The 22,847-nt window shown below is 65.7% G+C and carries 23 protein-coding genes; 9 read left to right on the top strand and 14 right to left on the bottom strand.

Going from position 1 to position 22,847, the window contains the following annotated elements:
- Positions 1-35 precede the first annotated feature (35 nt).
- The gene (locus tag Q1W26_RS15695; RefSeq protein ID WP_300442177.1) at positions 36-638 is read left to right on the top strand and encodes a c-type cytochrome; all 603 of its coding nucleotides are present in this window, start codon (positions 36-38) and stop codon (positions 636-638) included.
- A 43-nt stretch (positions 639-681) separates the two neighbouring features.
- Here the strand turns inward: Q1W26_RS15695 and Q1W26_RS15690 are convergent, their stop codons facing one another.
- The 3 genes from Q1W26_RS15690 to Q1W26_RS15680 all read right to left on the bottom strand — a co-directional run bounded on the left by Q1W26_RS15690 (position 682) and on the right by Q1W26_RS15680 (position 2,693).
- Complete coding sequence (locus Q1W26_RS15690; protein ID WP_300442175.1) at positions 682-1,959, bottom strand: NAD(P)/FAD-dependent oxidoreductase; 1,278 nt, start codon at positions 1,957-1,959, stop codon at positions 682-684.
- Between the two features lie 13 nt (positions 1,960-1,972).
- Complete coding sequence (locus Q1W26_RS15685; RefSeq protein WP_300442173.1) at positions 1,973-2,287, bottom strand: c-type cytochrome; 315 nt, start codon at positions 2,285-2,287, stop codon at positions 1,973-1,975.
- Between the two features lie 106 nt (positions 2,288-2,393).
- Positions 2,394-2,693 (bottom strand): c-type cytochrome, encoded by a 300-nt coding sequence (locus tag Q1W26_RS15680; protein ID WP_300442172.1) that lies wholly within the window; start codon positions 2,691-2,693, stop codon positions 2,394-2,396.
- 167 nt (positions 2,694-2,860) lie between these two features.
- Here Q1W26_RS15680 and Q1W26_RS15675 point away from each other — a divergent pair, with 167 nt between their 5' ends.
- Complete coding sequence (locus Q1W26_RS15675; protein WP_300442171.1) at positions 2,861-3,202, top strand: hypothetical protein; 342 nt, start codon at positions 2,861-2,863, stop codon at positions 3,200-3,202.
- 69 nt (positions 3,203-3,271) lie between these two features.
- Here the strand turns inward: Q1W26_RS15675 and Q1W26_RS15670 are convergent, their stop codons facing one another.
- The 4 genes from Q1W26_RS15670 to Q1W26_RS15655 are packed head-to-tail and all read right to left on the bottom strand — an operon-like array spanning position 3,272 to position 7,510.
- Positions 3,272-5,068, bottom strand: a complete 1,797-nt coding sequence (locus tag Q1W26_RS15670) for an acyl-CoA dehydrogenase (RefSeq protein ID WP_300442169.1) — start codon at positions 5,066-5,068, stop codon at positions 3,272-3,274.
- 53 nt (positions 5,069-5,121) lie between these two features.
- Positions 5,122-5,787: an energy-coupling factor ABC transporter permease gene (locus Q1W26_RS15665; protein WP_300442167.1), complete on the bottom strand. Its 666-nt coding sequence runs from the start codon at positions 5,785-5,787 to the stop codon at positions 5,122-5,124.
- Positions 5,788-5,816: 29 nt separating this feature from the next.
- A complete protein-coding gene (locus tag Q1W26_RS15660) occupies positions 5,817-6,761 on the bottom strand; it encodes an FAD-binding protein (protein WP_300442166.1) in 945 nt (314 codons plus the stop codon).
- On the bottom strand, positions 6,761-7,510 hold the full coding sequence (locus Q1W26_RS15655) for an electron transfer flavoprotein subunit beta/FixA family protein (RefSeq protein ID WP_300442164.1): 750 nt from the start codon (positions 7,508-7,510) through the stop codon (positions 6,761-6,763). Before Q1W26_RS15655 ends, Q1W26_RS15660 begins: the two co-directional genes overlap by 1 nt.
- A gap of 230 nt (positions 7,511-7,740) precedes the next feature.
- Here Q1W26_RS15655 and Q1W26_RS15650 point away from each other — a divergent pair, with 230 nt between their 5' ends.
- Positions 7,741-8,334, top strand: a complete 594-nt coding sequence (locus tag Q1W26_RS15650) for a TetR/AcrR family transcriptional regulator (protein WP_300442163.1) — start codon at positions 7,741-7,743, stop codon at positions 8,332-8,334.
- Here Q1W26_RS15650 and Q1W26_RS15645 read toward each other — a convergent pair.
- Genes Q1W26_RS15645 through ppx form a run of 7 tightly spaced genes read right to left on the bottom strand, consistent with a single transcriptional unit; the run spans position 8,315 to position 15,015 of the window.
- Positions 8,315-9,100, bottom strand: a complete 786-nt coding sequence (locus Q1W26_RS15645) for a TatD family hydrolase (RefSeq protein ID WP_300442161.1) — start codon at positions 9,098-9,100, stop codon at positions 8,315-8,317. The genes Q1W26_RS15650 and Q1W26_RS15645 overlap by 20 nt on opposite strands.
- 12 nt (positions 9,101-9,112) lie before the next feature.
- Positions 9,113-9,913 carry an enoyl-CoA hydratase gene (locus Q1W26_RS15640; protein WP_300442159.1) on the bottom strand — a complete coding sequence of 267 codons (801 nt, stop codon included), beginning with the start codon at positions 9,911-9,913 and terminating at the stop codon, positions 9,113-9,115.
- A gap of 54 nt (positions 9,914-9,967) precedes the next feature.
- Complete coding sequence (locus tag Q1W26_RS15635) at positions 9,968-10,594, bottom strand: ABC-type transport auxiliary lipoprotein family protein (RefSeq protein WP_300442157.1); 627 nt, start codon at positions 10,592-10,594, stop codon at positions 9,968-9,970.
- A gap of 27 nt (positions 10,595-10,621) precedes the next feature.
- On the bottom strand, positions 10,622-11,572 hold the full coding sequence (locus Q1W26_RS15630) for an MlaD family protein (protein ID WP_300442156.1): 951 nt from the start codon (positions 11,570-11,572) through the stop codon (positions 10,622-10,624).
- On the bottom strand, positions 11,572-12,360 hold the full coding sequence (locus tag Q1W26_RS15625) for an ATP-binding cassette domain-containing protein (RefSeq protein ID WP_300442154.1): 789 nt from the start codon (positions 12,358-12,360) through the stop codon (positions 11,572-11,574). The genes Q1W26_RS15630 and Q1W26_RS15625 overlap by 1 nt, the downstream gene beginning before the upstream one ends.
- On the bottom strand, positions 12,357-13,493 hold the full coding sequence (locus Q1W26_RS15620; protein WP_300442152.1) for an ABC transporter permease: 1,137 nt from the start codon (positions 13,491-13,493) through the stop codon (positions 12,357-12,359). The genes Q1W26_RS15625 and Q1W26_RS15620 overlap by 4 nt, the downstream gene beginning before the upstream one ends.
- A 10-nt stretch (positions 13,494-13,503) precedes the next feature.
- Positions 13,504-15,015 (bottom strand): exopolyphosphatase, encoded by a 1,512-nt coding sequence (ppx, locus tag Q1W26_RS15615; protein WP_300442150.1) that lies wholly within the window; start codon positions 15,013-15,015, stop codon positions 13,504-13,506.
- Between the two features lie 159 nt (positions 15,016-15,174).
- On the opposite strand from ppx, the gene ppk1 reads away from it, so the two are divergent.
- The 6 genes from ppk1 (at position 15,175) to Q1W26_RS15585 (ending at position 22,843) form a co-directional block, all read left to right on the top strand.
- A complete protein-coding gene (gene ppk1, locus Q1W26_RS15610; RefSeq protein WP_300442148.1) occupies positions 15,175-17,262 on the top strand; it encodes a polyphosphate kinase 1 in 2,088 nt (695 codons plus the stop codon).
- A gap of 99 nt (positions 17,263-17,361) precedes the next feature.
- The gene (locus tag Q1W26_RS15605) at positions 17,362-18,726 is read left to right on the top strand and encodes a fibronectin type III domain-containing protein (protein ID WP_300442146.1); all 1,365 of its coding nucleotides are present in this window, start codon (positions 17,362-17,364) and stop codon (positions 18,724-18,726) included.
- A gap of 80 nt (positions 18,727-18,806) precedes the next feature.
- Positions 18,807-20,138, top strand: coding sequence for an adenosylmethionine--8-amino-7-oxononanoate transaminase (locus Q1W26_RS15600; protein ID WP_300442144.1), 1,332 nt, complete (start codon positions 18,807-18,809; stop codon positions 20,136-20,138).
- Positions 20,131-21,330 carry an 8-amino-7-oxononanoate synthase gene (bioF, locus tag Q1W26_RS15595; RefSeq protein WP_300442142.1) on the top strand — a complete coding sequence of 400 codons (1,200 nt, stop codon included), beginning with the start codon at positions 20,131-20,133 and terminating at the stop codon, positions 21,328-21,330. The genes Q1W26_RS15600 and bioF overlap by 8 nt, the downstream gene beginning before the upstream one ends.
- Positions 21,327-22,070, top strand: coding sequence for an alpha/beta fold hydrolase (locus tag Q1W26_RS15590; protein ID WP_300442140.1), 744 nt, complete (start codon positions 21,327-21,329; stop codon positions 22,068-22,070). The genes bioF and Q1W26_RS15590 overlap by 4 nt, the downstream gene beginning before the upstream one ends.
- Complete coding sequence (locus tag Q1W26_RS15585) at positions 22,067-22,843, top strand: malonyl-ACP O-methyltransferase (protein ID WP_300442139.1); 777 nt, start codon at positions 22,067-22,069, stop codon at positions 22,841-22,843. The genes Q1W26_RS15590 and Q1W26_RS15585 overlap by 4 nt, the downstream gene beginning before the upstream one ends.
- Positions 22,844-22,847 lie beyond the last annotated feature (4 nt).

Below are 22,847 nucleotides of genomic sequence, written 5' to 3'. Positions count from 1 at the left end.
TTCCCGTTGCGGATCGAAACAACGAGGAGAGACACATGAAAGAGGGATTCATCGCCGCCAGCCTGGCCTTCGCGCTGGGTTTACCCCTCGCAGCCCAGGCGGCCGACCTGCAGCGAGCCGAGGAGATCGTCGGGGGGCGCTGCTTTCTGTGCCACGGCATGGAAGGCGAAGCTGCATCGGCGCTCTACCCGCGTCTGGCGGGCCAGAACGCCGACTACATCGCCCGGCAGCTTGGCGACTTCAAGAGCGGCAGGCGCAAGAGCGAAACCATGGCCGGCATGGTTGGCGACCTGACACCGGACGAGATGAAATCCCTTGGCGCCTTCTTCCAGAAAAAGCCGGCAGCCCGCAGCGCAGCGGGCGACGCGGATCTGGCCGGTGTCGGGCGCTACATCTTCGTCAAGGGCAACCCGTTTTCCGGCGTGGCCGCCTGCGTCTCGTGCCATGGCGCCAAGGGCCACGGCACGCCGCAATTGCCCCGCCTTGCCGGCCAGCAGCCGCTCTACCTCGAAAACCAGCTCAAGCAGTTCAACACCCGCGAGCGCAACAACGACAATGCGGTGATGCACTCCATCGCCTCGAAGCTGACCGAACTCGAGGTGAAGGCCGTGTCCAGTTATCTTTCGACGCTGGAGTGATCCAGGCCGGAGGCGCGCAACCGCCCCGGCCCGGCGCAAACACTCAAACCAGCATGTCGGCCCAGATGTTCTTCGCCCAGGCCATTGCGTACTTGCCTTCCAGTTCGTTGGCCGCGGCGGAAACACCCCCCGAGCCCGGCACCGGCAGAACCACTTTCTTCGCTGCGTCGTACTGGTGTATTGAGCTGACGTGGATGACGTTTTTCGAATCCACGAAGCTGTAGCAGGTATTCATCAGCACCGGCTCAGGGTTCGGCGCCTCGCCCGCCAGCAGGTTGAGAATGGCTGCCGCCGCAATCTTGGCGTGCTGATTGGCAATGTGGCCCGACTTGGGCATCGTCGGCGCCGGAAAGATCGCGTCGCCAATCACATGCACACCCGGCGTGTTCACCGACTCGAAACTCAGCCAGTCGATATCCACCCAGCGCTTGTTGACGAGCTTCACGCCCGAGCCTGCCGCGATGTCGCCGGCGCGCTGGGGCGGCACCACGTTGAGCACGTCGGCTTTCACCGTGTCGAAGTCGAAAGTTGCCGTGCGGCTGGCGGCATCCACTTCGCGCAGTTCGCTGTTCGGGCGGTATTCGAGAATGCCTGCATACCTTTCAAAAGCCGTGGTGAACAGGGCTTTCTTGGAGGTGATTTCCTCGTTGGCGTCGAGCACCAGCACCTTGGATTTCGGCTTGCTCTTCTTGAGGTAGTTGGCCACCAGGCAGGCGCGCTCGTAGGGCCCCGGCGGGCAGCGGTAAGGCGCCCTGGGAATCGTCAGCGCATAAACACCGCCGTCCGGCATGTCTTCGAGCTGCTTTCTCAGGGCCACCGTCTGGGCGCCGGCTTTCCAGGCGTGGAGCACCCTGCTGCGAGCCTCTTCGCGCTCGAGGCCGGGAACCTGCTCGAACATGAAATCCACGCCTGGCGAGAGCACCAGCCGGTCATAGCCCAGTTCGCCGCCACTGGCCAGCCGCAGCTTGCGGGCCGCCGCATCCAGGGCGATCACGCTGTCCTCGATCACCTTCACACCCCATGTGTCGCGAAGGCCCGTGTAGCTCATGGTGATGTCGGCCATCTGTTTGTCGCCGCCAATCACGAGGTTGGAAATCGGGCAGGAGATGAACTGCGGATTGCGCTCGACGAGGGTGACATCGACCCCCTTCTGGCTCCACATGCGCAGATATTTGGCCGCCGTGGCGCCGCCGTAGCCGCCGCCCACCACCACCACGTGCCCCCGCGGGCGTGAGCCCATCGCGCAGCCCGTCAAGCCGGACAATGCCACCGCGCCGCCGGCAAGGGCGGCTGTCTTCAGGAAATTGCGTCGATTGTGCATGGTCGCTCCCCGCTTACTTGCGGGCGGCAAAGTACGCCGCAATCAGTTCGAGTTGTGCTTCGGTATAGCCCCTGGAGATCTGGTGCATGATCGTCGCGGGCCGGGCGCCGGAGCGAAAGTCGCGCAGCTTCTGCATGAGCGTGTCCTTGTCGGTGCCGGCAAGGCCTTCGTTACCCGCGCCCGCCACACTGCGCCCGTCGGTGCCATGGCAGTTGGCGCAGGTGGCGGCCAGGTTGCGCGCCAGGTTCGGGTCCGGCTGGCCCGCGGCCCACACTGCGCCCAGCGTACCGGCAAGGCCGAGCCCGGCCACCCATCGAAGCAGTTTCATTCCCGTCTCCTCATTGAATCAGCCGAAGCGGCGAGTGCCCTGGCCGTTCCATTTGATCGTTGCCCCCGAAAAACCAGGCAAGCCATGGATCGCGCCCCGGCGCCTGTCACTTGAACTGGTAGTAGCGATGATTCAGCCAGGCCACGACATGCTCCTCGTCCTCGGGGAGCCAGCCGGTCTTGAACTGGGTGCTGCAAAAGTGCACCTGGGACGCGAGCTGGGCCCGTGTTTTAACCTTTCGATCCGCACGTGTGTAGAGCTTTGAGCCATCGCCACCCACCAGGCGCTGGTGGCAGGCCGCACAGTTTTTAGCGGTGGCCAATTTTTCGCCGGCGGCAGGGTCGCCGGCCCAGGCAGCGCCGCCAGCCAGGGTGGCTGCCAGCAGGATCAGGGTTTTAGCATTCATGGTCGGCCTCTTGCAGTGGGTTGAAATCGAACGAGTCTCACCGGGAAAGTATGAAACATTCTGCAGCCGGCGCCATGCTCGCGTGGTTCTCCCTGGAGCGCCCCCTTCCCTCCTTCCCGGACTCGGTGCAGACTTAACCGATCCGGCCGCCACGGAAGGAGCGCATCATGAACAGGATTTCCCCGCCCAGCCAGGAGGCCGTCTGGCATCTCCTGTACCGCTTCCTGTGGCCCTTTCGCTACTTCCGCGACGTGACCCGCGGCAGCCTTCTCGAACGCCGGCAAAACTACCGCTACAACCGAAAAATGGGCAGCCACCTGCCCGGCTTCATGCTCAAGTGGGTCACGCTGAGCCTGCTCTTCTTTGCGCTCGGCATGCTCTTCGAAGAATGGTTCGAGCACGTGCTGCCGGCCGCCTGCTGTTATGTCACCGGAACCTGCACGCTGGCCATACTGGTCCAGATCGTCGTCGCCTGGCTGTGGCTGCAGCGTTTCCCGGAGCTGCACTGACGGGGCGACGTTGACGAAGAAAGGGGCCTCGCGGCCCCTTTCCCTTGCTGCAAACGTCTGCAAAAAAACTTAGAACTGGTCTTCCGTCAGATCGAGCGCGCCGGCCGCACCATTGACCACCGAGTAGGCAATGCCCGGCGCCTGCGACAACACATGGTCGGCGTAGAAACGCGCCGTGGTGATCTTGGCCTTGTAGAACGACGCATCACCACTGCCCTCGGCCAGACGGCGGGCCGAAACCAGTGCCGCACGGCCCATCTGCCAGCCGCCCGCAACAATGCCGAGCAGCTTGAGGAAAGGCACCGAGCCCACCGAAGCGGCCTTGATGTCCTTGCCGTAGGTGGCAACGATGTAGGCAACCGCCTCTTCCACCGCGGTGATGCCGGCGGACAGCGACTTGCGGATCGCCGTGAACTCGTCGCCAGCGGCCTCGGCCAGCTGGCCTTCGACCTTGCGCATCTCGGCAACCAGCGCCAGCACGGTAAGGCCGTTTTCACGGGCGATCTTGCGGCCGATCAGGTCGTTGGCCTGGATGGCCGTGGTGCCTTCGTAAATCGAGGTGATGCGCGAATCGCGGAAATGCTGGGCCGCGCCGGTTTCCTCGATGAAGCCCATGCCGCCGTGCACCTGCACACCATCGGAAGTCACGGCGATGGAGTTTTCGGTGCACCAGCCCTTGACCACCGGAATCATCAGATCGACGAAAGCCTGGTTGCGGGTGCGCACCGCTTCATCCGGGTGGTGGTGAGCCATGTCGGTGGCGGAGCCGACCACATACGCCAGCGCACGCATGGCTTCGGTGGTGGACTTCATATTCAGCAGCAGGCGACGCACGTCGGAGTGATGCAGGATGCTCACCTTCGGCCCGCCGCGAACACCGGCCTCGGTGCCCTGGACGCGGTCCTTGGCGTAGGCCAGCGCAAGCTGATAGGCACGTTCGGAAAGCGCCAGGCCTTCCATGCCCACCGCAAAACGGGCCTCGTTCATCATGATGAACATGTACTCCAGGCCACGGTTGGCTTCGCCGATCAGGGTGCCGATCGCGCCACCGTTGTCGCCGAAGGCCAGCACGGCCGTCGGGCTGGCGTGGATGCCGAGCTTGTGCTCGATCGACACGCAATGCACGTCGTTGCGCTCGCCCGGCGTGCCGTCGGCGTTGAGCAGGAACTTCGGCACCACGAACAGCGAAATGCCCTTCACACCTTCGGGCGCATCCGGCAGGCGGGCCAGCACCAGGTGGATGATGTTGTCGGTCATGTCATGCTCGCCGTAGGTGATGAAGATCTTCTGGCCGAAGATCTTGTAGGTGCCATCACCCTCGGGCACGGCGCGGGTGCGCACGGCAGCGAGGTCTGAGCCGGCGGACGGCTCGGTCAGGTTCATGGTGCCGGTCCATTCGCCGCTCACCATCTTGGGCAGGAAGGCAGCCTTCTGCTCGTCGCTACCACGCAGCTTGATGGATTCGATGGCGCCGGTGGTCAGCATCGGACACAGGGAGAAGGCCATGTTGGCCGACTTCCACATTTCCATCACGGCGGTGGAAACCAGCTTCGGCAGGCCCTGGCCGCCAAACTCGGGGTCACCGGCAAGCGCGGTCCAGCCGGCTTCGGCGAACTGCTTGTAGGCTTCCTTCCAGCCGGTGGCGGTGTGCACGACGCCGTTGTCCCAGCGGGCACCTTCCTGGTCGCCCGTCCAGTTGAGGGGCGCCAGAACCCCGCCGGCAAACTTGCCGGCTTCTTCGAGAATCGCATCGACCACGTCGGAAGCGGCATCCTCGCAGCCCGGCAGCGCAGCCACGGCGTCAAGGTCGGCCAGTTCGCGCATGACGAATTGCATGTCACGAATGGGGGCGTTGTATGAGCTCATCGTTTTTTCTCCACTGAATATTGTTTTAGGTTTGGACGACCCTTCGGGCCGGCTTACTTGTTCAACAGATAGCTGCGGTCATCAAAGGTCGCCACCCATTCCGGACAGTAAATCACCAGCACGGTCAGCGCCATGCCCGTCAGCCAGGCTTCGGAAAAGCCCAGCAGCAGGAAGAACGGAAGGTACTCGGACAACAGCAGATCCGCCGGGTAAGCACCGGCGGCAACCAGCATCAACGATGCAACAACACCCTGGACAATCACAACCAGCGCCGCACCGATGAAGGCGTTCACAAAAACATAGACAAAGAAATGCTTGGGCAGCCAGCGTTCGACGATCCTGAAGTACAGCGTGCTGACGGCCAAGGGCACGATCGCCATGACCAGCAGGTTGAGCGGATAGGCCGCCCATTCGGTACTTCCGTTGAAGGTGATGCCGGCCAGCGCCAGTGCCAGGACGACCAGGGCAAGCTGCGGCCCGAAGATCAGGCAGGTCGCCATGGCGCCCACGAGATGGAGATTGAGACCGGGACGAACGCCGGCATTCAGGCTCCACAGCAGGGTGAGGATAACGGCGGCGCCGAGCAGGGCATTGAACTGATGCCCGTCGAGAAGGCGCCGCCAGGGGGCCGTGAGAACGACCCACGCTCCGACCCCGATCCCGCAGGCGATGGCAAAAACATGCCATGCCGAGGAAAAGAGATCGGGCGCAAGATTCATTCAGACAGCCCCGCGTCTGGAATACTTCCTCAGACGGCGGCGGTCAGTTGCGGAACCGCTTCGAACAGATCGGCCACGAGGCCGTAGTCGGCCACCTGGAAGATCGGGGCTTCGGGATCCTTGTTGATCGCGACGATCACCTTGGAATCCTTCATGCCCGCCAGGTGCTGAATGGCGCCGGAGATGCCGACCGCAAGGTAAAGCTGCGGAGCGACGATCTTGCCGGTCTGGCCGACCTGGTAGTCGTTGGGCACGTAGCCGGCATCGACGGCTGCGCGGCTGGCGCCCAGTGCGGCACCCAGCTTGTCGGCCAGCGGCTCCAGAACATTGTGGTAGTTCTCGCTGCTGCCCATGCCGCGACCACCGGAAACGATGATCTTGGCGGCGCCCAGTTCGGGGCGGGCCGACTTGGTCAGCTCGCGGCCAACCAGCTTCGAAAGGCCCTGGTCTCCAGCTTCAGCGACCTGCTCGACAGCGGCCGCGCCACCCTCGGCGGCAGCCGCCTCGAAGGCGGTGGTGCGCACGGTGATGACCTTGACCGCATCAGCGGACTTGACCGTGGCCAGCGCGTTGCCAGCGTAGATCGGACGCACGAAGGTATCGGCGGATTCGATGGCGACGATTTCCGAAATCTGCGCCACATCGAGCAAGGCGGCCACGCGGGGCAGCACATTCTTGCCGGCGGTGGTGGCAGGCGCCAGCACGTGGCTGATCGCACCACCCGCAGCCTTGACCACGGCCACCACCTGGGCGGCCAGGTTTTCGGCGGACTGATCGGCAAAGGCCGCCGCATCGACCACCAGCACCTTGGCCACGCCAGCCACCTTTGCGGCAGCCGCGGCAACCGCAGCCGCACCGGAGCCCGCCACGAGGATCGCGATGTCGCCACCCAGCTTGGCGGCAGCCGAAACGGTGTTGAGGGTTGCGCCCTTCAGGGACGCATTATCGTGCTCGGCAATAACCAGAATCGTCATTACAGCACCTTCGCTTCGTTCTTGAGTTTTTCGACCAGCTGAGCCACGTCAGCCACCATCACGCCCGCGCTGCGCTTGGCCGGCTCGACGACCTTGAGGGTCGTCAGGCGCGGCGTCACATCGACGCCCAGATCGGCCGGCTTGAGGGTTTCAAGCGGCTTCTTCTTGGCTTTCATGATGTTCGGCAGAGTCGCGTAGCGCGGCTCGTTGAGACGCAGATCGGTGGTGATCACAGCCGGCAGGGAAATCTCGAGGGTTTCGAGGCCACCGTCGATTTCGCGGGTCACGGTTGCCTTGCCGCTGCCCACCGCCACCTTGGAGGCGAAGGTGGCCTGCGGCCAGCCCATCAGCGCCGACAGCATCTGGCCGGTCTGGTTGGCGTCGTCATCGATGGCCTGCTTGCCGCAGATGACGATCTGGGGTTGTTCCTTGTCACACAGGGCCTTGAGCAGCTTGGCCACGGCCAGCGGCTGCAGGTCCACGTCGGTTTCGACGAGGATGCCGCGGTCGGCACCGATCGCCATCGCGGTGCGCAGGGTTTCCTGGCACGCGCCGACGCCGCAGGACACGGCCACGACTTCGGTTGCCACGCCGGCTTCCTTGAGGCGGACGGCTTCTTCGACGGCGATTTCGTCGAAGGGGTTCATGGACATTTTGACGTTGGCGATATCTACGCCTGTACCGTCGCTTTTCACACGCACTTTGACGTTGTAGTCGACCACGCGTTTAACGGGAACCAGAATCTTCAATGCTGCGCTCCTTAAATTTAAGGGTTCTCCACCATTTTCCACGGGCTTGCGACTGAACGCGGGCACCTTTCGGCCCCCGCTGGCAAGCCTCTTCTCGACGATCCGCGTCGGCTCGCAGCCAGCAGCCGGAACTGATTCGGATCAGCAACAGGCAGCTTCTCACAGCCAGCCTTGCTTTGTCACTTTCCGTACGGTAGCGTATGGAAACATAAGCGTCAATACTACTCCGTATGCAAAAGACACCCCGCCCCCAGCTTGACCGTTCCGCATGGATCCAGGCCGCCTTCGATACCCTTGCCGACGAGGGCGTGGGCGGCATTCGGGTCGAAATCCTGGCCCGGCGCCTGCACGTCACCAAAGGCAGTTTCTACTGGCACTTCAAGGACCGTCAGGATCTGCTCGACGGCGTCCTGGAAACCTGGAAAGTGGGCCGCATCCGCGACATCGTCAAGCAGACCCGGCCGGAAGCCGGCCACGAGGAGGCGCAGCTTTTTCACGTCATCGACGTCTACAGCGCCAGCCGCAACAACAAGGGCATCCTGATCGAACTGGCCGTGCGCGAGTGGGCCCGCCGCGATCCGGCGGCCGCGCTGATCGTCGAAGAGGCGGATGCCGAACGCCTGCGCTGCGCCCGTGATCTCTTTGTAGCCTGCGGCGTGCCCCTGGGCGAAGCGTCCACCCGCAGCGTGCTGCTTTACGCCTACGTGTTCGGCGTATCGATGATGAACTGCGAGAAATTCGAAGGCGATCTGGCGGCAACCAAAGCCGACATCAACGAACTCATCACCCGCAGCAGGCACCCGGTCAAGCCTCCCCCTGCGTGAGCCCCGCCAGCCCGGGAAGCGCCGCCAGCGCATTGGCGCCGGTTGCCTCAATCACATCTTCGACCGACATCCCCCGAAGTTCGGCCAGCACCCGGGCAAAACGCGCCAGGTTGGCCGGCTCGTTGCGCTGCCCGCCCGCCCACGCCGGCGGCATGTCGGGCGCATCGGTTTCCAGCACGATGGACGATAACGGCAGGCTGGCCGCCAGTTCGCGGATACGCCGGGAGCCGTCAAAGGTCATCGCTCCGCCAAAGCCGAGCCGAAACCCCAGCTTGATGAAGGCCTCGGCCTGCTGGCGACTGCCGTTGAAAGCGTGGGCAATGCCACCCGGCACCGCAATCCGGCGCAGGTATTTGAGGATTTCGTCCTGGGCGCGCCGGATGTGCAGAACCACCGGCAACTCGAAATCGCGGGCGATTTTCAACTGGGCCTCGAAATAACGCCGCTGCAGCGGCAGGTCGCCATCGGCCACAAAGCCGTCGAGACCGATCTCGCCCACCGCCACGGCCGCGCCCTCGGCCAGCCGGGCACGCAGCAGTTCGAGATCGGATTCCTGCGCCCGCTGCACGTAAAGCGGATGAATCCCGAGGGCATGGCAACACGATCTGCGGGACGCACTCAAGGCCGCGACCGCATCGAAATTGTCAGCACACACAGCCGGAACCAGAAAACCACCGACACCCGCCGCCCGCGCGGCCTCCAGCACACCCTCCCGGTCGCTGTCGAACTCGGCGGCGTCCAGGTGGCAGTGGGTGTCGATCAGCATGGCGCCGGCTGCTTACTTGCCGGTCCAGACCGGCTTGCGCTTGGCCATGAAGGCATCGATGCCTTCGGCGGCATCGTCGCACATCATGTTGCAGGCCATGACTTCGGCAGCATGCTGGTAGGCGGCGTCGAGGCCCATTTCGAGCTGCGAGTAGAACATCTGCTTGCCCATTGCGATGGCGGCCGGCGACTTGGCGCAGATCGACGCGGCAAGCTTCGCCACTTCGTCGTCCAGCGCATCCAGCGGCACAACGCGATTCACCAGCCCGCGGCGCTGGGCCTCGGCGGCGTCGATGAAATCGCCGGTGACCAGCATCTCGAAGGCCTGCTTGCGGCCCATGTTGCGCGACAAACCCACGCTGGGCGTTGCACAAAACAAGCCGACGTTGATGCCCGACACCGCAAAACGCGCCACGTCGGACGCCACCGCCAGATCGCACATGGACACCAGCTGACACCCGGCGGCGGTGGCGATGCCGTGGATGCGGGCGATCACCGGCTGGGGCATGTTCACGATCTGCATCATCACCTTGCCGCACAGGCGGAACAGCGCCTGCATGAAGGCCTTGGTGTGATTGCCGCGCATTTCCTTGAGGTCGTGTCCGGCACAGAAAGCCTTGCCGGCGCCGGCAAGCACCACGGCGCGCACGGATTTGTCGGCGGCAATGCTTTCCAGCTCGGCAAGCAGCACCTCGAGCATGGACCGGGACAAGGAATTGAACTGCCCCGGACGGTTGAGCGTCAGCGTGGCGACGCCGTTGGCATCCTCCCGCAGCAGCATGGGTTCGGTGTTGGTATCGACGACTGCATTCATTGTGTTTTCCTCCTTGGTTGTATAACGCCGGCAAGTGCCTGCCGGTCGTAAAAATCAGGTGCCACAGCGCCCGCGCGGGCCCGCGCCTTCGCCAGCCAGGGCGTCAAGCCAGCCGAGGAGTTCGCGGTTGAACTGTTCGACGCCTTCACGCAGGGCCGCCACGCCGCCCGCCGCATTGGCCGACGGCGCCGGGCGGGCAAGGCTGAAGCTACGCGAGGCGACGAGCTGGTCGCTGCGCGGCGCGAGCAAAAACACGCGGGCCTCGAGGACGCCGCTGCTCTCGCGCTCGGATGCAAAAACCTGGGCAAACTCGTCAAGCTCGACGCGCAGCCGGCAGCCGCTGGCCGTCGGCGTCGAGTCGTTGGCTTTCAGGGTGCGCTTGACGGCCAGCTCAAACAATTGCCCCGGTTGGGCGGCCCAGCGGCTTTCGACAAAAACCTGGCGACGGGTCGGCTGGGCATACATCAGCCGGTAGTGCATCGAGGTGGACGCGAGCCAGGGCGCGGACACCACTTCGGTGTTGCGGATCGGCAAGGCCGGCGGCCGCGCCGACGCGGTGCCGAGGGGGCCGAAATCATGGACGGAATAGCCCGGTGCGGCCCTGGGCACGCTGCCGCAGGCGCCCAGTGCGAACACACAGATCATGGCCGTCAGGGTTCGGGAAAGGAGCTTTCGCGCCATGGCTGGGGTTTCCGGATTGGCTGCCGCTCAGGGCCGGCCCTCGCCTGCCTGGAAGCCGGCCTCGCCGGGCCCGGGAGGCGGCTTGCGCCGGCCGAGGAGCAGGAGTTGCGGGGAATTGTCGATCTCGTCGAGCAGATCGGAGAGCTGCCGCGAAGTGACGGTGAGTTCCTGCAGCAGCACGTTGACGCGTGGCAGGGTATTGGTGGCAAGGCCTTCGCCGGTGGTGCCGGCCAGGCTGTCAATGCGCTCGCCAAGCGCTTGCAGCTTGACGATCAGGCTGCGTCCCTCGCGGGCCAGCGGCACGGCGTCGGCGCTCAGGCGCTCGATGTTGTCCAGCGTGCGGCCGATGCGCACGAGGTTGTCCTTGCTGAAAACCTGGCGCACGGCAGCCAGCGTCTGCGGCACTTCCTTCAGGCTGCGGTCGAGGCCCTGGCTGGACGATTCGAGATGGGCGAGGATTCGCTCGACGCGGGCCAGGTTGTCCGGCGCGGCCAGGAGCGCCAGCCGCTCGGCCAGTTCGCGCACCCGCTTGAGGGTTTGCAGGGAGGCTTCGGTCGCTTCATCCACAATACCCGGCGCCAGGCGCAGCCGCGGCAGGCCACCCGCCTCGCCTGCCAGCGGCTCGGGATTGTCGCCACTGTCGTCGAGGGCGATGAAGGCCAGCCCAGTCACGCCCTGGGAGGCCAGCCGAGCCCGCGTGCCTTTGGTGATTGGCAGATCGGTGCGGATGCGCGCGGTGACCAGCAGATCGCGGGGGTTGGCCGGATCGAGGGCGATCGACGAAACCTTGCCGGCGATGATGCCGCGGTAGCGCACGGTGGCCTGCGGATTGAGGCCATTCACGCTGCCGGAACTCACCAGCAGCACTTCGCGGGTGGTCTCGCGACCGTCGGAAAACCACCACAGCGCGAGGGCGATGCCAAGGCTGAGGACAATCGCGAAAAGGCCTGCGGCGAGCGCGTGGGAACGGCTTTCCATCAGACTTCAGAACGACCGCGGGCCAGCGCCGCCTGACTGCGCTCGCTATGAAAAAAGCGTTCGATGAAGGGATCCTGCACAGTCATGATTTCGTCAAGGGGGGCGAAGGCGAGTATACGCCCTTCGGATAGCACAGCCACGCGGGTGGCCAGCGCAGCCAGGGTGTCGAGGTCGTGGGTGACGAGGATCACCGTCAGGCCGAGCGCCTTCTGCAGCGCGCGGATCAGGCGCACAAAACCGGCGCTGCGGTCGGGGTCGAGGCCGGCGGTCGGTTCGTCGAGCAGCAGCAACTCGGGCTCCAGCGCCAGCGCACGGGCCAGCGCCACCCGCTTGATCATGCCGCCCGAAAGCTCGGCCGGCATGCGCAGGGCCACCTCCGGCCCAAGCTCGACCATGGCCAGCTTGAGCAGCACGAGATCGCGCAGCATGGTTTCGTCGCGCACGCCGAATTCGCGCAGCGGAAAGGCCACATTGGCAAACACATTGAGCGCCGAAAACAGCGCTCCCTGCTGAAAGAGCATGCCAAAGCGCCGCCGCCGCGCCAGTTGCTCGGCGCGGCTGCCGGCAAACAGCGGCTCGCCGAAGAGACGCACCTCGCCCTCGGCCGGCTGCAGGAGGCCCACCATCTGGCGCAGCAGCGTGGTCTTGCCGGTGCCCGACCCTCCCACCAGCGCCACCACTTCGCCAACCGGCACGGCCAGGTCGATGTTGCGGTGAACCCAGGTGGCGCCAAAGCGGGTCGACAAGCCCTTCAGCTCGACCGGCACCTTGTTCGTCGCGGCGTTCATCGGTACGGCAACCCGATGGTGCGGGTAAGAATGGCGAAGACCGCGTCCACCAGGATCACCACGGTGATGGACGTGACCACCGAAGCCGTGGTGTTGGCCGACAGACTTTCGGTATTGGGCTTGACGCGCAGGCCGAAGTGGCAGGCCACCAGCGCAATGAGCAAGCCGAACACGGCGCCCTTGGCCAGGCCGATGACCAGGTTGGCCGCCGGCACGGCCCGGGGCAGCGCGTTCAGAAAATAGTCGAAACTCATGTCGAGCTGCACGTTGGCCGACACCATGCCGCCGAAGATCGCCACCGACGAGCCCCACAGGGTGAGCAGCGGCATCGCCAGCGTGAGCGCCACCACCTTGGGCAGCACCAGACGCACGTAGCGCGAGACGCCCATCGTGGTCAGCGCGTCGATTTCCTCGGTAACCCGCATCACGCCGAGCTGGGCGGTCATTGCCGAACCCGAGCGGCCGGCCACCAGCACCGACACCAGCACCGGGCCGAGTTCGCGGATGATGCCGAGTCCGAGGATATTGACGATGAAGGTATCCGCCCCGAAGGCCCGCAACTGCAAGGCCGACAAATACGACATCACGACGCCGATCAGGAAGCCGACCAGCGCCGTGACCGGCATCGCCTTGACGCCCACCTTGTAGAAATTGGCCGACATTTCGTGCAGGGGCCAGTGTTCCCGGTTGCGCAGCAGGTAGAGCAGATCGAGCAGCAACTGGCCTAGGAGCACCACGAAATGCCCCAGATGGCGCACCAGGCCGAGCAGCAGCCGGCCGAGATGGGCGGTCGCATCCAGAAAACGGTAAGGCGGCTCGACCGGCAGGCTGGCATCGCCGAGGTCGGCCAGCCGGTTGAAGACGGATTCGAGTGCTTCGGGCAGCACCAGTTGCGGCGGTCGCCGGCGGCCCCAGGCGCGCCACAGCAGCAGCGCGCCAAAACTGTCGAGACGGCTCACGCCGGCCAGATCCCAGGCCGGCGCGCCGGAAGCCGCCTCGAGCTGCCGACGGATGTCGACGCAACGGGGATTCAACACGCTCAGCGTCCAGTCGCCGGACAACACCACCCTGGCTCCTGCCCCGTCGACGTTTATCGCAGGTTGCGGACGAGCCCCCCGGAGCTGGATGGACATGACTGAAAGGCTAGATGCCGGCCGGGCTGCGTGGCGCGGAACGCTCGACCCGCATCTTCACCGGCAGGCCGATCGTCTGCCACTGGCGCTCTTCCTCGTCCAGCGCAGCGGCGGTGAGCGGCAGGTTTCGCAACCACTCGGCATCGGCCACGATCACGAACCCGCGCCCTTCGCGCTTGAGGCGCAGCGGCGGAACACCTCGCCCGTCACGGGCCCGGTGCACGACGGCCGACAGGCGCAGGCACAAGATCAAGCGCCATTCCTGGCTTTCGGGGTCGAGGGGGCCGAGCCGCGACAACTTGCCCCGGTGGGCCAGCACCATGCGCGCCAGACGCCCCTGATCCATGCGCGAGAAACCCGGCATGTCGGCGTTGCCCAGAATGTAGGCGCTGTGCTTGTGGTAGCTGGAATGGGCGACGGAAACGCCCACTTCGTGGAGCATTGCCGCCCATTCGAGAAAGCGGCGATCGGTGTTCTCGGCGTCGGCCGCGGAGGGCTCGAGCTGCAGCAGGAAGGCCCGCGCGGTTTCGGCCACTTCGCGGGCGTGGGCGAGGTCGACACCGTAGCGCTCGACAAAGGCCGACACGGTGGCATCGCGCAGGTCATGGTGGTGATAGCGGCCGAGCAGGTCGTAGAGCACGCCGAGGCGCAGGGCGCCTTCCGAGAAAGTCATGCGCTCGAGTCCGAACTCCTGGAAAACCGCCCACATGATGGCGAAACCGCCGGTCAGCACCGGCAGGCGATCGGGGCGCAGGCCTTCGAGGTGGAGGTTGTCCAGGCTGCCGGCCTTGAGCATCAGGTTACGCAGGCGCTCGAGACCACTGCGGGTGATGCCGCCGTCGGAAAGGCCGTTGAGCTCGAGTATATCCACCAGCGCCTTGGCCGAACCGCTCGAGCCCACCGCCTCGTCCCAGCCCACTTCGCGATAGGCGTGGGTGATGGTCTGGATTTCCTTCTGGGCCGCCAGCTCGGCGTCGCGCAGGCCGCGCTTGTCGATGCGGCCTTCGGGAAAGTAGCGCATCGAATAGCTGACGCAGCCCATGTAGAGCGATTCCAGCGCGATGGGCTTGAAGCTCTTGCCGATCACGAACTCGGTCGAACCGCCACCGATATCCACGACCAGTTGCTGCTTGTGGGGATTGGGCAGGGTGTGCGCCACGCCCACGTAGATCAGCCGCGCTTCCTCGCGTCCGGCGATGACTTCGATCGGGAAGCCCAGCGCGGCTTCCGCCTGCACCAGGAAGTGCGGCGCATTCTTGGCCACGCGCAGGGTGTTGGTGGCCACGGCCCGCACCGCATCGAGCGGATAGTCGCGAATGCGCTCGTTGAAGCAGCGCAGCGCGCTGATACCGCGAAACTGGGCCGCAGCATCGAGCATTCGGTCAGGGGACAAGCCGGCGGCAAGACGCACGGCCTCCTTGATGCCATCGAGGGGATAAATCTGGTCGTTAACGATTCGCCCGATCTGCAGGCGAAAACTGTTGGAACCCAGATCAATGGCGGCGATCAACTCACGATTCATGAATGCGGCGGAAAAGGCGCCGGACGGCGCAGGAGCCGCGAATTCTAGCACCCGCCGGTGAGCGCCCGACGTTGATCAAACTCAATGACCGGCGTCATGCGGCGGTAACAAATACGTCACATAATTATCAGTCAATCGGGAAATTCGACAGGAAAGTCCATGCCACATCTCCCCGCCGAGCGCCACTTCAGCAGCGATCACTTCATCAACCGCGAGCTGTCGCTGCTGCAATTCCAGCGCCGCGTGCTCGCCCAGGCCGCCGACCCCTCGGTGCCGCTGCTGGAACGACTGCGTTTCCTGTGCATCGTGTCGAGCAACCTTGACGAATTTTTCGAAGTCCGCGTGGCCGGCGTCAAGGAGCAGCTGCTCCTCGGCAGCCAGGCCCTGACCACCGACGGACTCACGCCGGCCGCGCTGCATGGGCGCATCAGCCGCGAAGTGCACGGCATCATCACCGAGCAGTACAACCTGCTCAACAACACCATCCTGCCGGCCCTCGCCGACGAAGGCATCGTGTTCCTGCGCCGCAGCGTGTGGACCGAAGCCCAGCACGCCTGGGCCCGCGACTACTTCATGCGCGAGGTGATGCCCATCCTCACGCCGATCGGACTCGATCCGGCCCACCCCTTCCCGCGGGTGCTCAACAAGAGCCTCAACTTCGCCGTCGAACTCGAAGGGCGCGATGCCTTCGGACGCAACTCCGGCGCCGCCATCGTCCAGGCCCCGCGCGCCCTGCCGCGAGTCATCCGCCTGCCGCAGGAGCTCACCGGCGTCGATTACGGTTTCGTGTTCCTGTCCTCGCTGCTCCACGCCCATGTGGGTGAGCTGTTCGAAGGCATGAACGTGCTCGGCTGCTACCAGTTCCGCGTCACCCGCAACTCCGACATGTTCGTGGACGAAGAAGAGGTGAAGGATCTGCGCGCCACCCTCAAGGGCGAACTGCAGCAGCGCCACTTCGGCAACGCCGTGCGCCTGGAGCTGGCCGACAACTGCTCGGGCGCCATGGCCGGCTTCCTGATGCACCAGTTCGGACTCGGCCCGGCCGACGTCTACCGCGTGCCCGGCATGGTCAATCCGGTGCGCCTCAACCAGGTTCCCGACTGGGTCGAACGCCCCGACCTGAAATACCGTCCTTTCCAGCCGGCACGCCCGAAAGGCCTCGACAAGCGCGAGAACATCTTCGCCGCCATCCGCCACGAGGACATCCTGCTCCACCACCCTTTCCAGAGCTTCGAGCCCGTTATCGAAATGCTCAAGGCCGCCGCCGACGACCCGCAGGTGGTTGCCGTCAAGATGACGGTTTACCGCACCGGCACCGACTCCGTGTTGATGGAACATCTCGTACGCGCGGCCCAGAAGGGCAAGGAAGTCACCGTCGCTCTCGAACTGATGGCCCGTTTCGACGAGGAAGCCAACATCAGCTGGGCCGCCCAGCTCGAGGAGGTTGGCGCCCACGTGGTGTACGGCGTCTTCGGCTACAAGACCCACGCCAAACTGCTGCTGATCGTGCGCCGCGAAGAAGGCGCGCTGCGGCGTTATGTTCACCTGGGCACCGGCAACTACCACCCGCGCACCACCCGCTTCTACACCGACTTCGGCCTGCTCACCGCCAACGAGGAAATCGGCGCCGACGTGGCCGAACTCTTCAAGCAGCTCACCGGCCTCGGCCAGGCCGGCCGGCTCAAGCACCTGTGGCAGGCACCCTTCACGCTGCAGCCCAACGTCGTGGCGGCCATTCGCGAAGAAGCCGAAATTGCCCGCGCCGGCCGCAAGGGCCGCATCATCGTCAAGGTGAATGCACTGCTCGAACCCGAAACCATCGAAGCCCTGTACGAAGCCTCCCAGGCCGGCGTCGAGATCGACGTCATCGCCCGCAGCGTGTGCGCCCTCAAGCCCGGCGTCCCCGGCCTGTCGGAAAACATCCGCGTGCGCTCCGTCGTCGGACGCTTCCTCGAGCATCACCGGATCTTCTACTTCCACGCCGACGGCGCCGAGAAGCTCTACCTCTCCAGCGCCGACTGGATGGAACGCAACTTCTTCAAGCGCATCGAGGTGGCCTTCCCCATCCTCGACCCGAAGGTCAAGCGCCGCGTCATGAAGGAAGGCCTCCGCCCCTACCTCGGCGACAACTGCCAGGCCTGGGAACTGGAAGGCGACAACCACTATCGTCGCAAAAACCCCCGCACCACCCGCCGCGCGGCGCAGGAAATACTGCTGAAGGAACTCACCGGCGTGATCACCCCCTGAGCCACCCATCCGGCACCGCTCCAGCGCACACTGGAGCCGGGCCGGACAGCCGCGGTGTTGTAGAATTCCGGTTCGATCCGTTCATTGCCGGCCCATTCCATGTTCCCGAACCGACTCAAAGCTGCCCTCCCCGCCCTCATTGCCGCCACCCTCGTATCCGCATGCGGCGGCGGTGGCGGAAGCTCCTCGGCCATGCCGGAGAACTTCCAGGTCGTCGAAGGCGATTCGCAGGTCACGATCACCTGGAAGCAGGAAGCCGGCGTGCAGTACTGGCTCTTCTACGCCCCGACCACCGCCGACATCGCCACGGTCGACAGCTGGAAAAAAACCCCCGGCGCCCTCTCCAAGGTTGGCGACAAGGGCAAGGGTATCTCCTCGCCCTATGTCATCACCGGCCTCACCAACGACAAGAGCTACGACTTCCTGCTCAACGGCCGCACTGACGGCGGCGAAGGCGGCCCGACGGCCAGCCTGAGCCCGAAAACACCCCGCCAGTCAGGCACCGCATGGCTCGGCGGCAACCCCTTGAGCAGCGGCACCCCCCTGCTCAGCGACAAACTCATGCGCAGCGTTGCCTACGGCCTGACCACCAGCAGCGCCAGCACCTACTCCTATGTCGCAGTCGGCCATGGCGGCAAGATCTACACAACACCCGACACCGATGGCGAACGCAGCTACGGCGCCATCACCAGCAGCGTGCTCCAGCCCCTCAAATGGATCAGCCCGACCGGCACGCAGGTTTCCGGCAGCATTGATCTCAAGGGCGTCGTCTATGCCGTCAGCCCCAGAAAGTACATCGCCGTCGGCACGGCGGGCAGCGTGGCCTACAGCTCCGACATCAACAACTGGACCACCCTCGACAGCACCACCACCGGCACGACCAACACCCTCAACGCCGTCGCCAGCAACGGCGCAAGCCTGGTGGTCGCGGTTGGCGACAACGGCACGATCCGTTACTCGACCGATGGCACCAGCTGGACGGCAGCCAATGCCATCACTCCGGCCACCAGCGCCAATCTTTACGGCGTGGCCTACTCCGCCAAGGGTGAATGGGTTGCGGTCGGCGACGGCGGCACCGTGCTCACCAGCACCGACGGCAGCAACTGGACGGCCACCACCCAGTCGGGAGCGCTGAAAAGCGTTGCCGCCGTTACCCATGTCGCCAACAGCGTCATCACCTACGCCTTCGTCGCGGTCGGGTCCGACGGCACGGTACTCACCCGCACCGACGACAACGCCTGGAGCGCCCAGACCCTCACCGGCTCGTTCTATGCCGCATCCGCGGGCTCACGCCTGGTCGCCGCGGGCACCAACGGCGCCATCTTCACCTGCGAAATCCCCTGCGTAAGCTGGGTCGTGCCGCCAACCAAGCCCACCACCACCGAAACCATCTTCGGCCTGCTCAACGCCCAGAACACCTACACCGCGGTCGGCAGCAACAGCCTCAGCCTCTACTCGTACTAAAACCTGCCCCGGCCCGACAAGTGGAGCCGCCGAACCCCGGCCGCTCCACTTGTCGCTTTCAGCCTGCATCCGGATTGCCCATGCCGCACCGCTCAGCCAACCCCGACTTCCTCGCCCGCTCCCTCGCCGCCGTCTGGCACCCCTGCACCCAGATGAAGCACCACGAGCAACTTCCGCTGGTGCCGATCAAGCGTGGCGAAGGCGCCTGGCTTTACGACATGGACGGCCGCCGCTACCTCGACGGCATCAGCTCCTGGTGGGTCAATCTCTTCGGCCACGCCAACCCGCGTATCGGCAACGCCCTCAAGCAGCAACTCGACACGCTGGAACACGTCATGCTGGCCGGCTTCACCCACGAGCCGGTCGTCGAACTCTCGGAACGCCTCGCCGCCCTCACCGGCCACCGTCTCGGCCACGCCTTCTACGCGTCGGACGGTGCCTCGGCCACCGAAATCGCCCTCAAGATGAGCGCCCATTACTGGCGCAACCACGGCCAGCCCGAAAAAAACCGCTTCGTCAGCATCCAAGGCAGCTACCACGGCGAAACCGTGGGAGCGCTGGCCGTCACCGATGTCGCCCTCTTCCGCGACGCCTACGCGCCGCTGGTGCGCGCCGGCAGCTGCGTGCCCAGCCCCGACGCCCGCAATGCCCTGCCCTTTGAAACCGCCGTCGACGTGGCCCGCCGCGCCGCCGCCGCGCTCGACGCCCACCTCGCCGAACACGCCGGCCAGACCGCCGCACTGATTGTCGAACCGCTGGTGCAGTGCGCCTCCGGCATGGCCATGTACGATCCGGAATACCTGCGCCTCGCCCGTGAGATCTGCAAGCGCCACCAGGTGCACCTCATCGCCGACGAGATCGCCGTCGGTTGCGGGCGCAGCGGCACCTTCTTCGCCTGCGAGCAGGCCGGCATCTGGCCCGATTTCCTGCTGCTCTCCAAAGGCATCTCCGGCGGCTACCTGCCACTTTCGATCGTGCTCACCACCGACGACGTCTTCAAGGCCTTCTACGACGACGACACCGCCCGCGGCTTCCTGCATTCCCATTCCTACACCGGCAACCCGCTGGCCTGCCGGGCGGCGCTGGCAACCCTCGACATCTTCGTGCAGGACGATGTGATTGCAGCCAACCGGCGCAAATCCGCTCGCCTCAAGGACGCCTTCAGCGCCGCCGTAGGTGCCCACCCCCAGGTTCGCCACCTGCGCCAGCAGGGCATGATCCTCGCCTTCGATGTGGACGGCGCCCCCGCCGGCTTTGCCCGCCGCTTCTTCGGCGCAGCCCTTGAGCGGGAACTCCTGTTGCGCCCGATCGGCAACACCGTCTACACCATGCCGCCCTACATCGTCTCCGACGACGAGATCGCCCACCTCGCCGGCCAGACGGCTGCCGCCCTGGAGGCCAGCCTTGGCTGAGCCCACGCCATTTAAAAGCGCAGACCCGCTGGACGAAATCCAGGCAAACCTTGCCGATCTCGACGCTGCCGGCCTGCGCCGCCGCCGCCGCATCGTCACCACGCCCTGCGCACCCGATGTACACGTGGCCGATCGTCCCGATCCCGTTCTGGCCTTCTGCTCCAACGACTACCTCGGCCTTGCCGCCGAACCGGCACTGATCGACACCCTTGCCCGGGGCGGCCGACACTGGGGCGTCGGGTCTGGCGCCTCGCACCTCGTCAGCGGCCACTACGCCAGCCACCAGGCCCTCGAAACCCGCCTCGCCGCCTTCACAGGCATGGACGACGCGCTGTATTTTTCCACCGGCTACATGGCCAACATCGGCGTGATGCCGGCCTTGGTCGGGCGCGGCGACGCCATCTTCGCCGACAAGGTGAACCACGCCTCGCTGGTCGACGGGGCCCTGCTCTCCCGCGCCGATTTCATCCGCTATCCGCACTGCGACCTCAACGCCCTAGCCGCCCGCCTGGCCGCCTCCAGCGCGCCACGCAAACTGATCGTCACCGACAGCGTGTTCAGCATGGACGGCGACCTTGCCCCGCTGCCCAAACTCCTCGCCCTCGCCGAAGCCCACAAGGCCTGGTTGCTGGTGGACGACGCCCACGGCTTCGGCGTGCTCGGGCCACAGGGGCGCGGCAGCCTCGCACATTTCGCGCTGCGCTCGAAGCGCCTGATCTACATGGGTACCCTTGGCAAGGCCGCCGGCGTTTCCGGCGCTTTCGTCGCCGGTGAGCGCAGCCTCATCGAATGGCTGGTCAACAAGAGCCGCAGCTACATTTTCACCACCGGCGCCCCACCGCTGCTGGCCGACACCCTGCTCACCGCGCTGGACCTGATCGAACACGGCGACGCCCGCCGCGCCCACCTCGCGGCGCTCATCGGGCACCTCAAAAGCGGCCTGCGCCTCAAGCGCTGGCAACTGCTGCCCTCCGACACCCCGATCCAGCCGGTCGTCATCGGCGACAACCACGAAACCCTGGCCGTCTCCCGCGCCCTCGAGGCCGAAGGCCTGTGGGTGCCAGCCATTCGCCCGCCCACGGTGCCCAGGGGCGCGGCACGGCTGCGCATCACCCTGTCGGCGGCGCACAGCTTTGCGCAGGTCGACCGCCTCGTCGAAGCCCTCAAGCGGCTGGAGGCGCAGCACCCATGACCCCGCCCATCGTTCTCCTTCACGGCTGGGGCCTGTCGTCCGCGGTGTGGGCACCGCTGCAAGCGCAGCTCGACCCGCAGCTCACGGTCCTCGCCCCTGATCTTCCCGGCCACGGCAACGCCGCCCCCGCCGGCGACACGCTGGCGAGCTGGACCGAAGCCCTGCTCGCCCACATTCCGGATGGCAGCATCCTCGTCGGCTGGTCCCTCGGCGCCCAGCTCGCCATGCACCTCGCCGTGCATGCCCCTCAAAAAGTCGCCCGTCTCGTACTGATCGCCGCCAGCCCCCGCTTCGTGCAGGCCGACAACTGGCCTGCCGCGCTGCCAGAAACCACGCTCGAAGAATTCCGGAACCACTTCGAACTCGACCCGGACGCCACCCAGCGCCGCTTCGTCGCACTGCAAAGCCTCGGTGACGCCGCCCGCAAGAATGTCGCCGCAAGACTGGGCGAGGCCCTCACCCCCGCCGACACCCTCCACCTGCCGGCGCTCGCCACCGGCCTGCGTCTCCTTGCCGAAACCGACCAGCGCGCACTCGCCCGCAGCATCACCCAGCCGGTGCGCCTGCTGCACGGCAGCGAAGACAAACTGATGCCCGTCGCAGCCGCCGAATGGCTGGCCGATGCGCTACCGCTCGGCCGCATGTCGGTGCTCAAGCACACCGGTCACGCGCCTTTCGTCTCCCGCCCGACCGAATGCGCCACGCTGATCGAAAGCTTCGCTCGCGAGGTTTTCCGGTGACTCACGCACCCGCCCCAAAGCGCGCCGTCCGCGCCGCCTTCGACAAGGCCGCCGGCCAATACGATGCCGTCGCCTCGGTGCAGCGCACCGCCTGCGATCACCTGCTCGCCCTCGTTTCAACTCAGGATTTTTCGCCCGACCGCATCCTGGACGCCGGCTGCGGCACCGGCTATGCGCTCGCCGGCCTCAAGCGCAGCTTCCCGGCCGCCGACCTCCTCGCCCTCGACTTCGCCCCGGCCATGCTCCGCCAGCACGCGCCGGGCCTCGCCCGCCCCCTGTGCGCCGACCTCGAACACCTGCCGATCGCCGGGGCCAGCCTCGACGCCCTGTGGTCCAGCTACGCGCTGCAATGGTGCAACCCGCAGCGAGCCCTGCCGGAACTCGCGCGCAGCCTGCGCCCCGGCGGCCAGCTATGGCTCGCCACCCTCGGCCCCGGCACCCTCGGCGAGCTGCACGAAGCCTTCCTGCACGTGGATAACAACGAACACGTACTGAGCTTCCAGCCCCCCGAAGCCATTCTCAAGGCCGCCGAATCCGCCGGCCTTCGCGTGTTGAAAAGCGAACGCCGCACCCTCCACGCGTGGGCGCCCGACCTGCGCAGCCTGCTCTACGACATCAAGACCCTCGGCGCCCACCAGACCGGCTCAGCGCATCGCGCCCCCCTCGGAAAATCCGCCTGGCTCCGCCTCGTCGCCGCCTACGAGGCCTACCGCGGCCCCAACGGACTCCCGGCCTCCTACGACACCTTCTGGCTCATCGCCGAGAAAATCTGAATCT

It is taken from the genome of Zoogloea sp. (assembly GCF_030157465.1).
Classification (GTDB): domain Bacteria; phylum Pseudomonadota; class Gammaproteobacteria; order Burkholderiales; family Rhodocyclaceae; genus Zoogloea.
The sequence above is the reverse complement of the archived record's forward strand: the minus strand, read 5'-3'. Positions and strand labels throughout refer to the sequence as shown.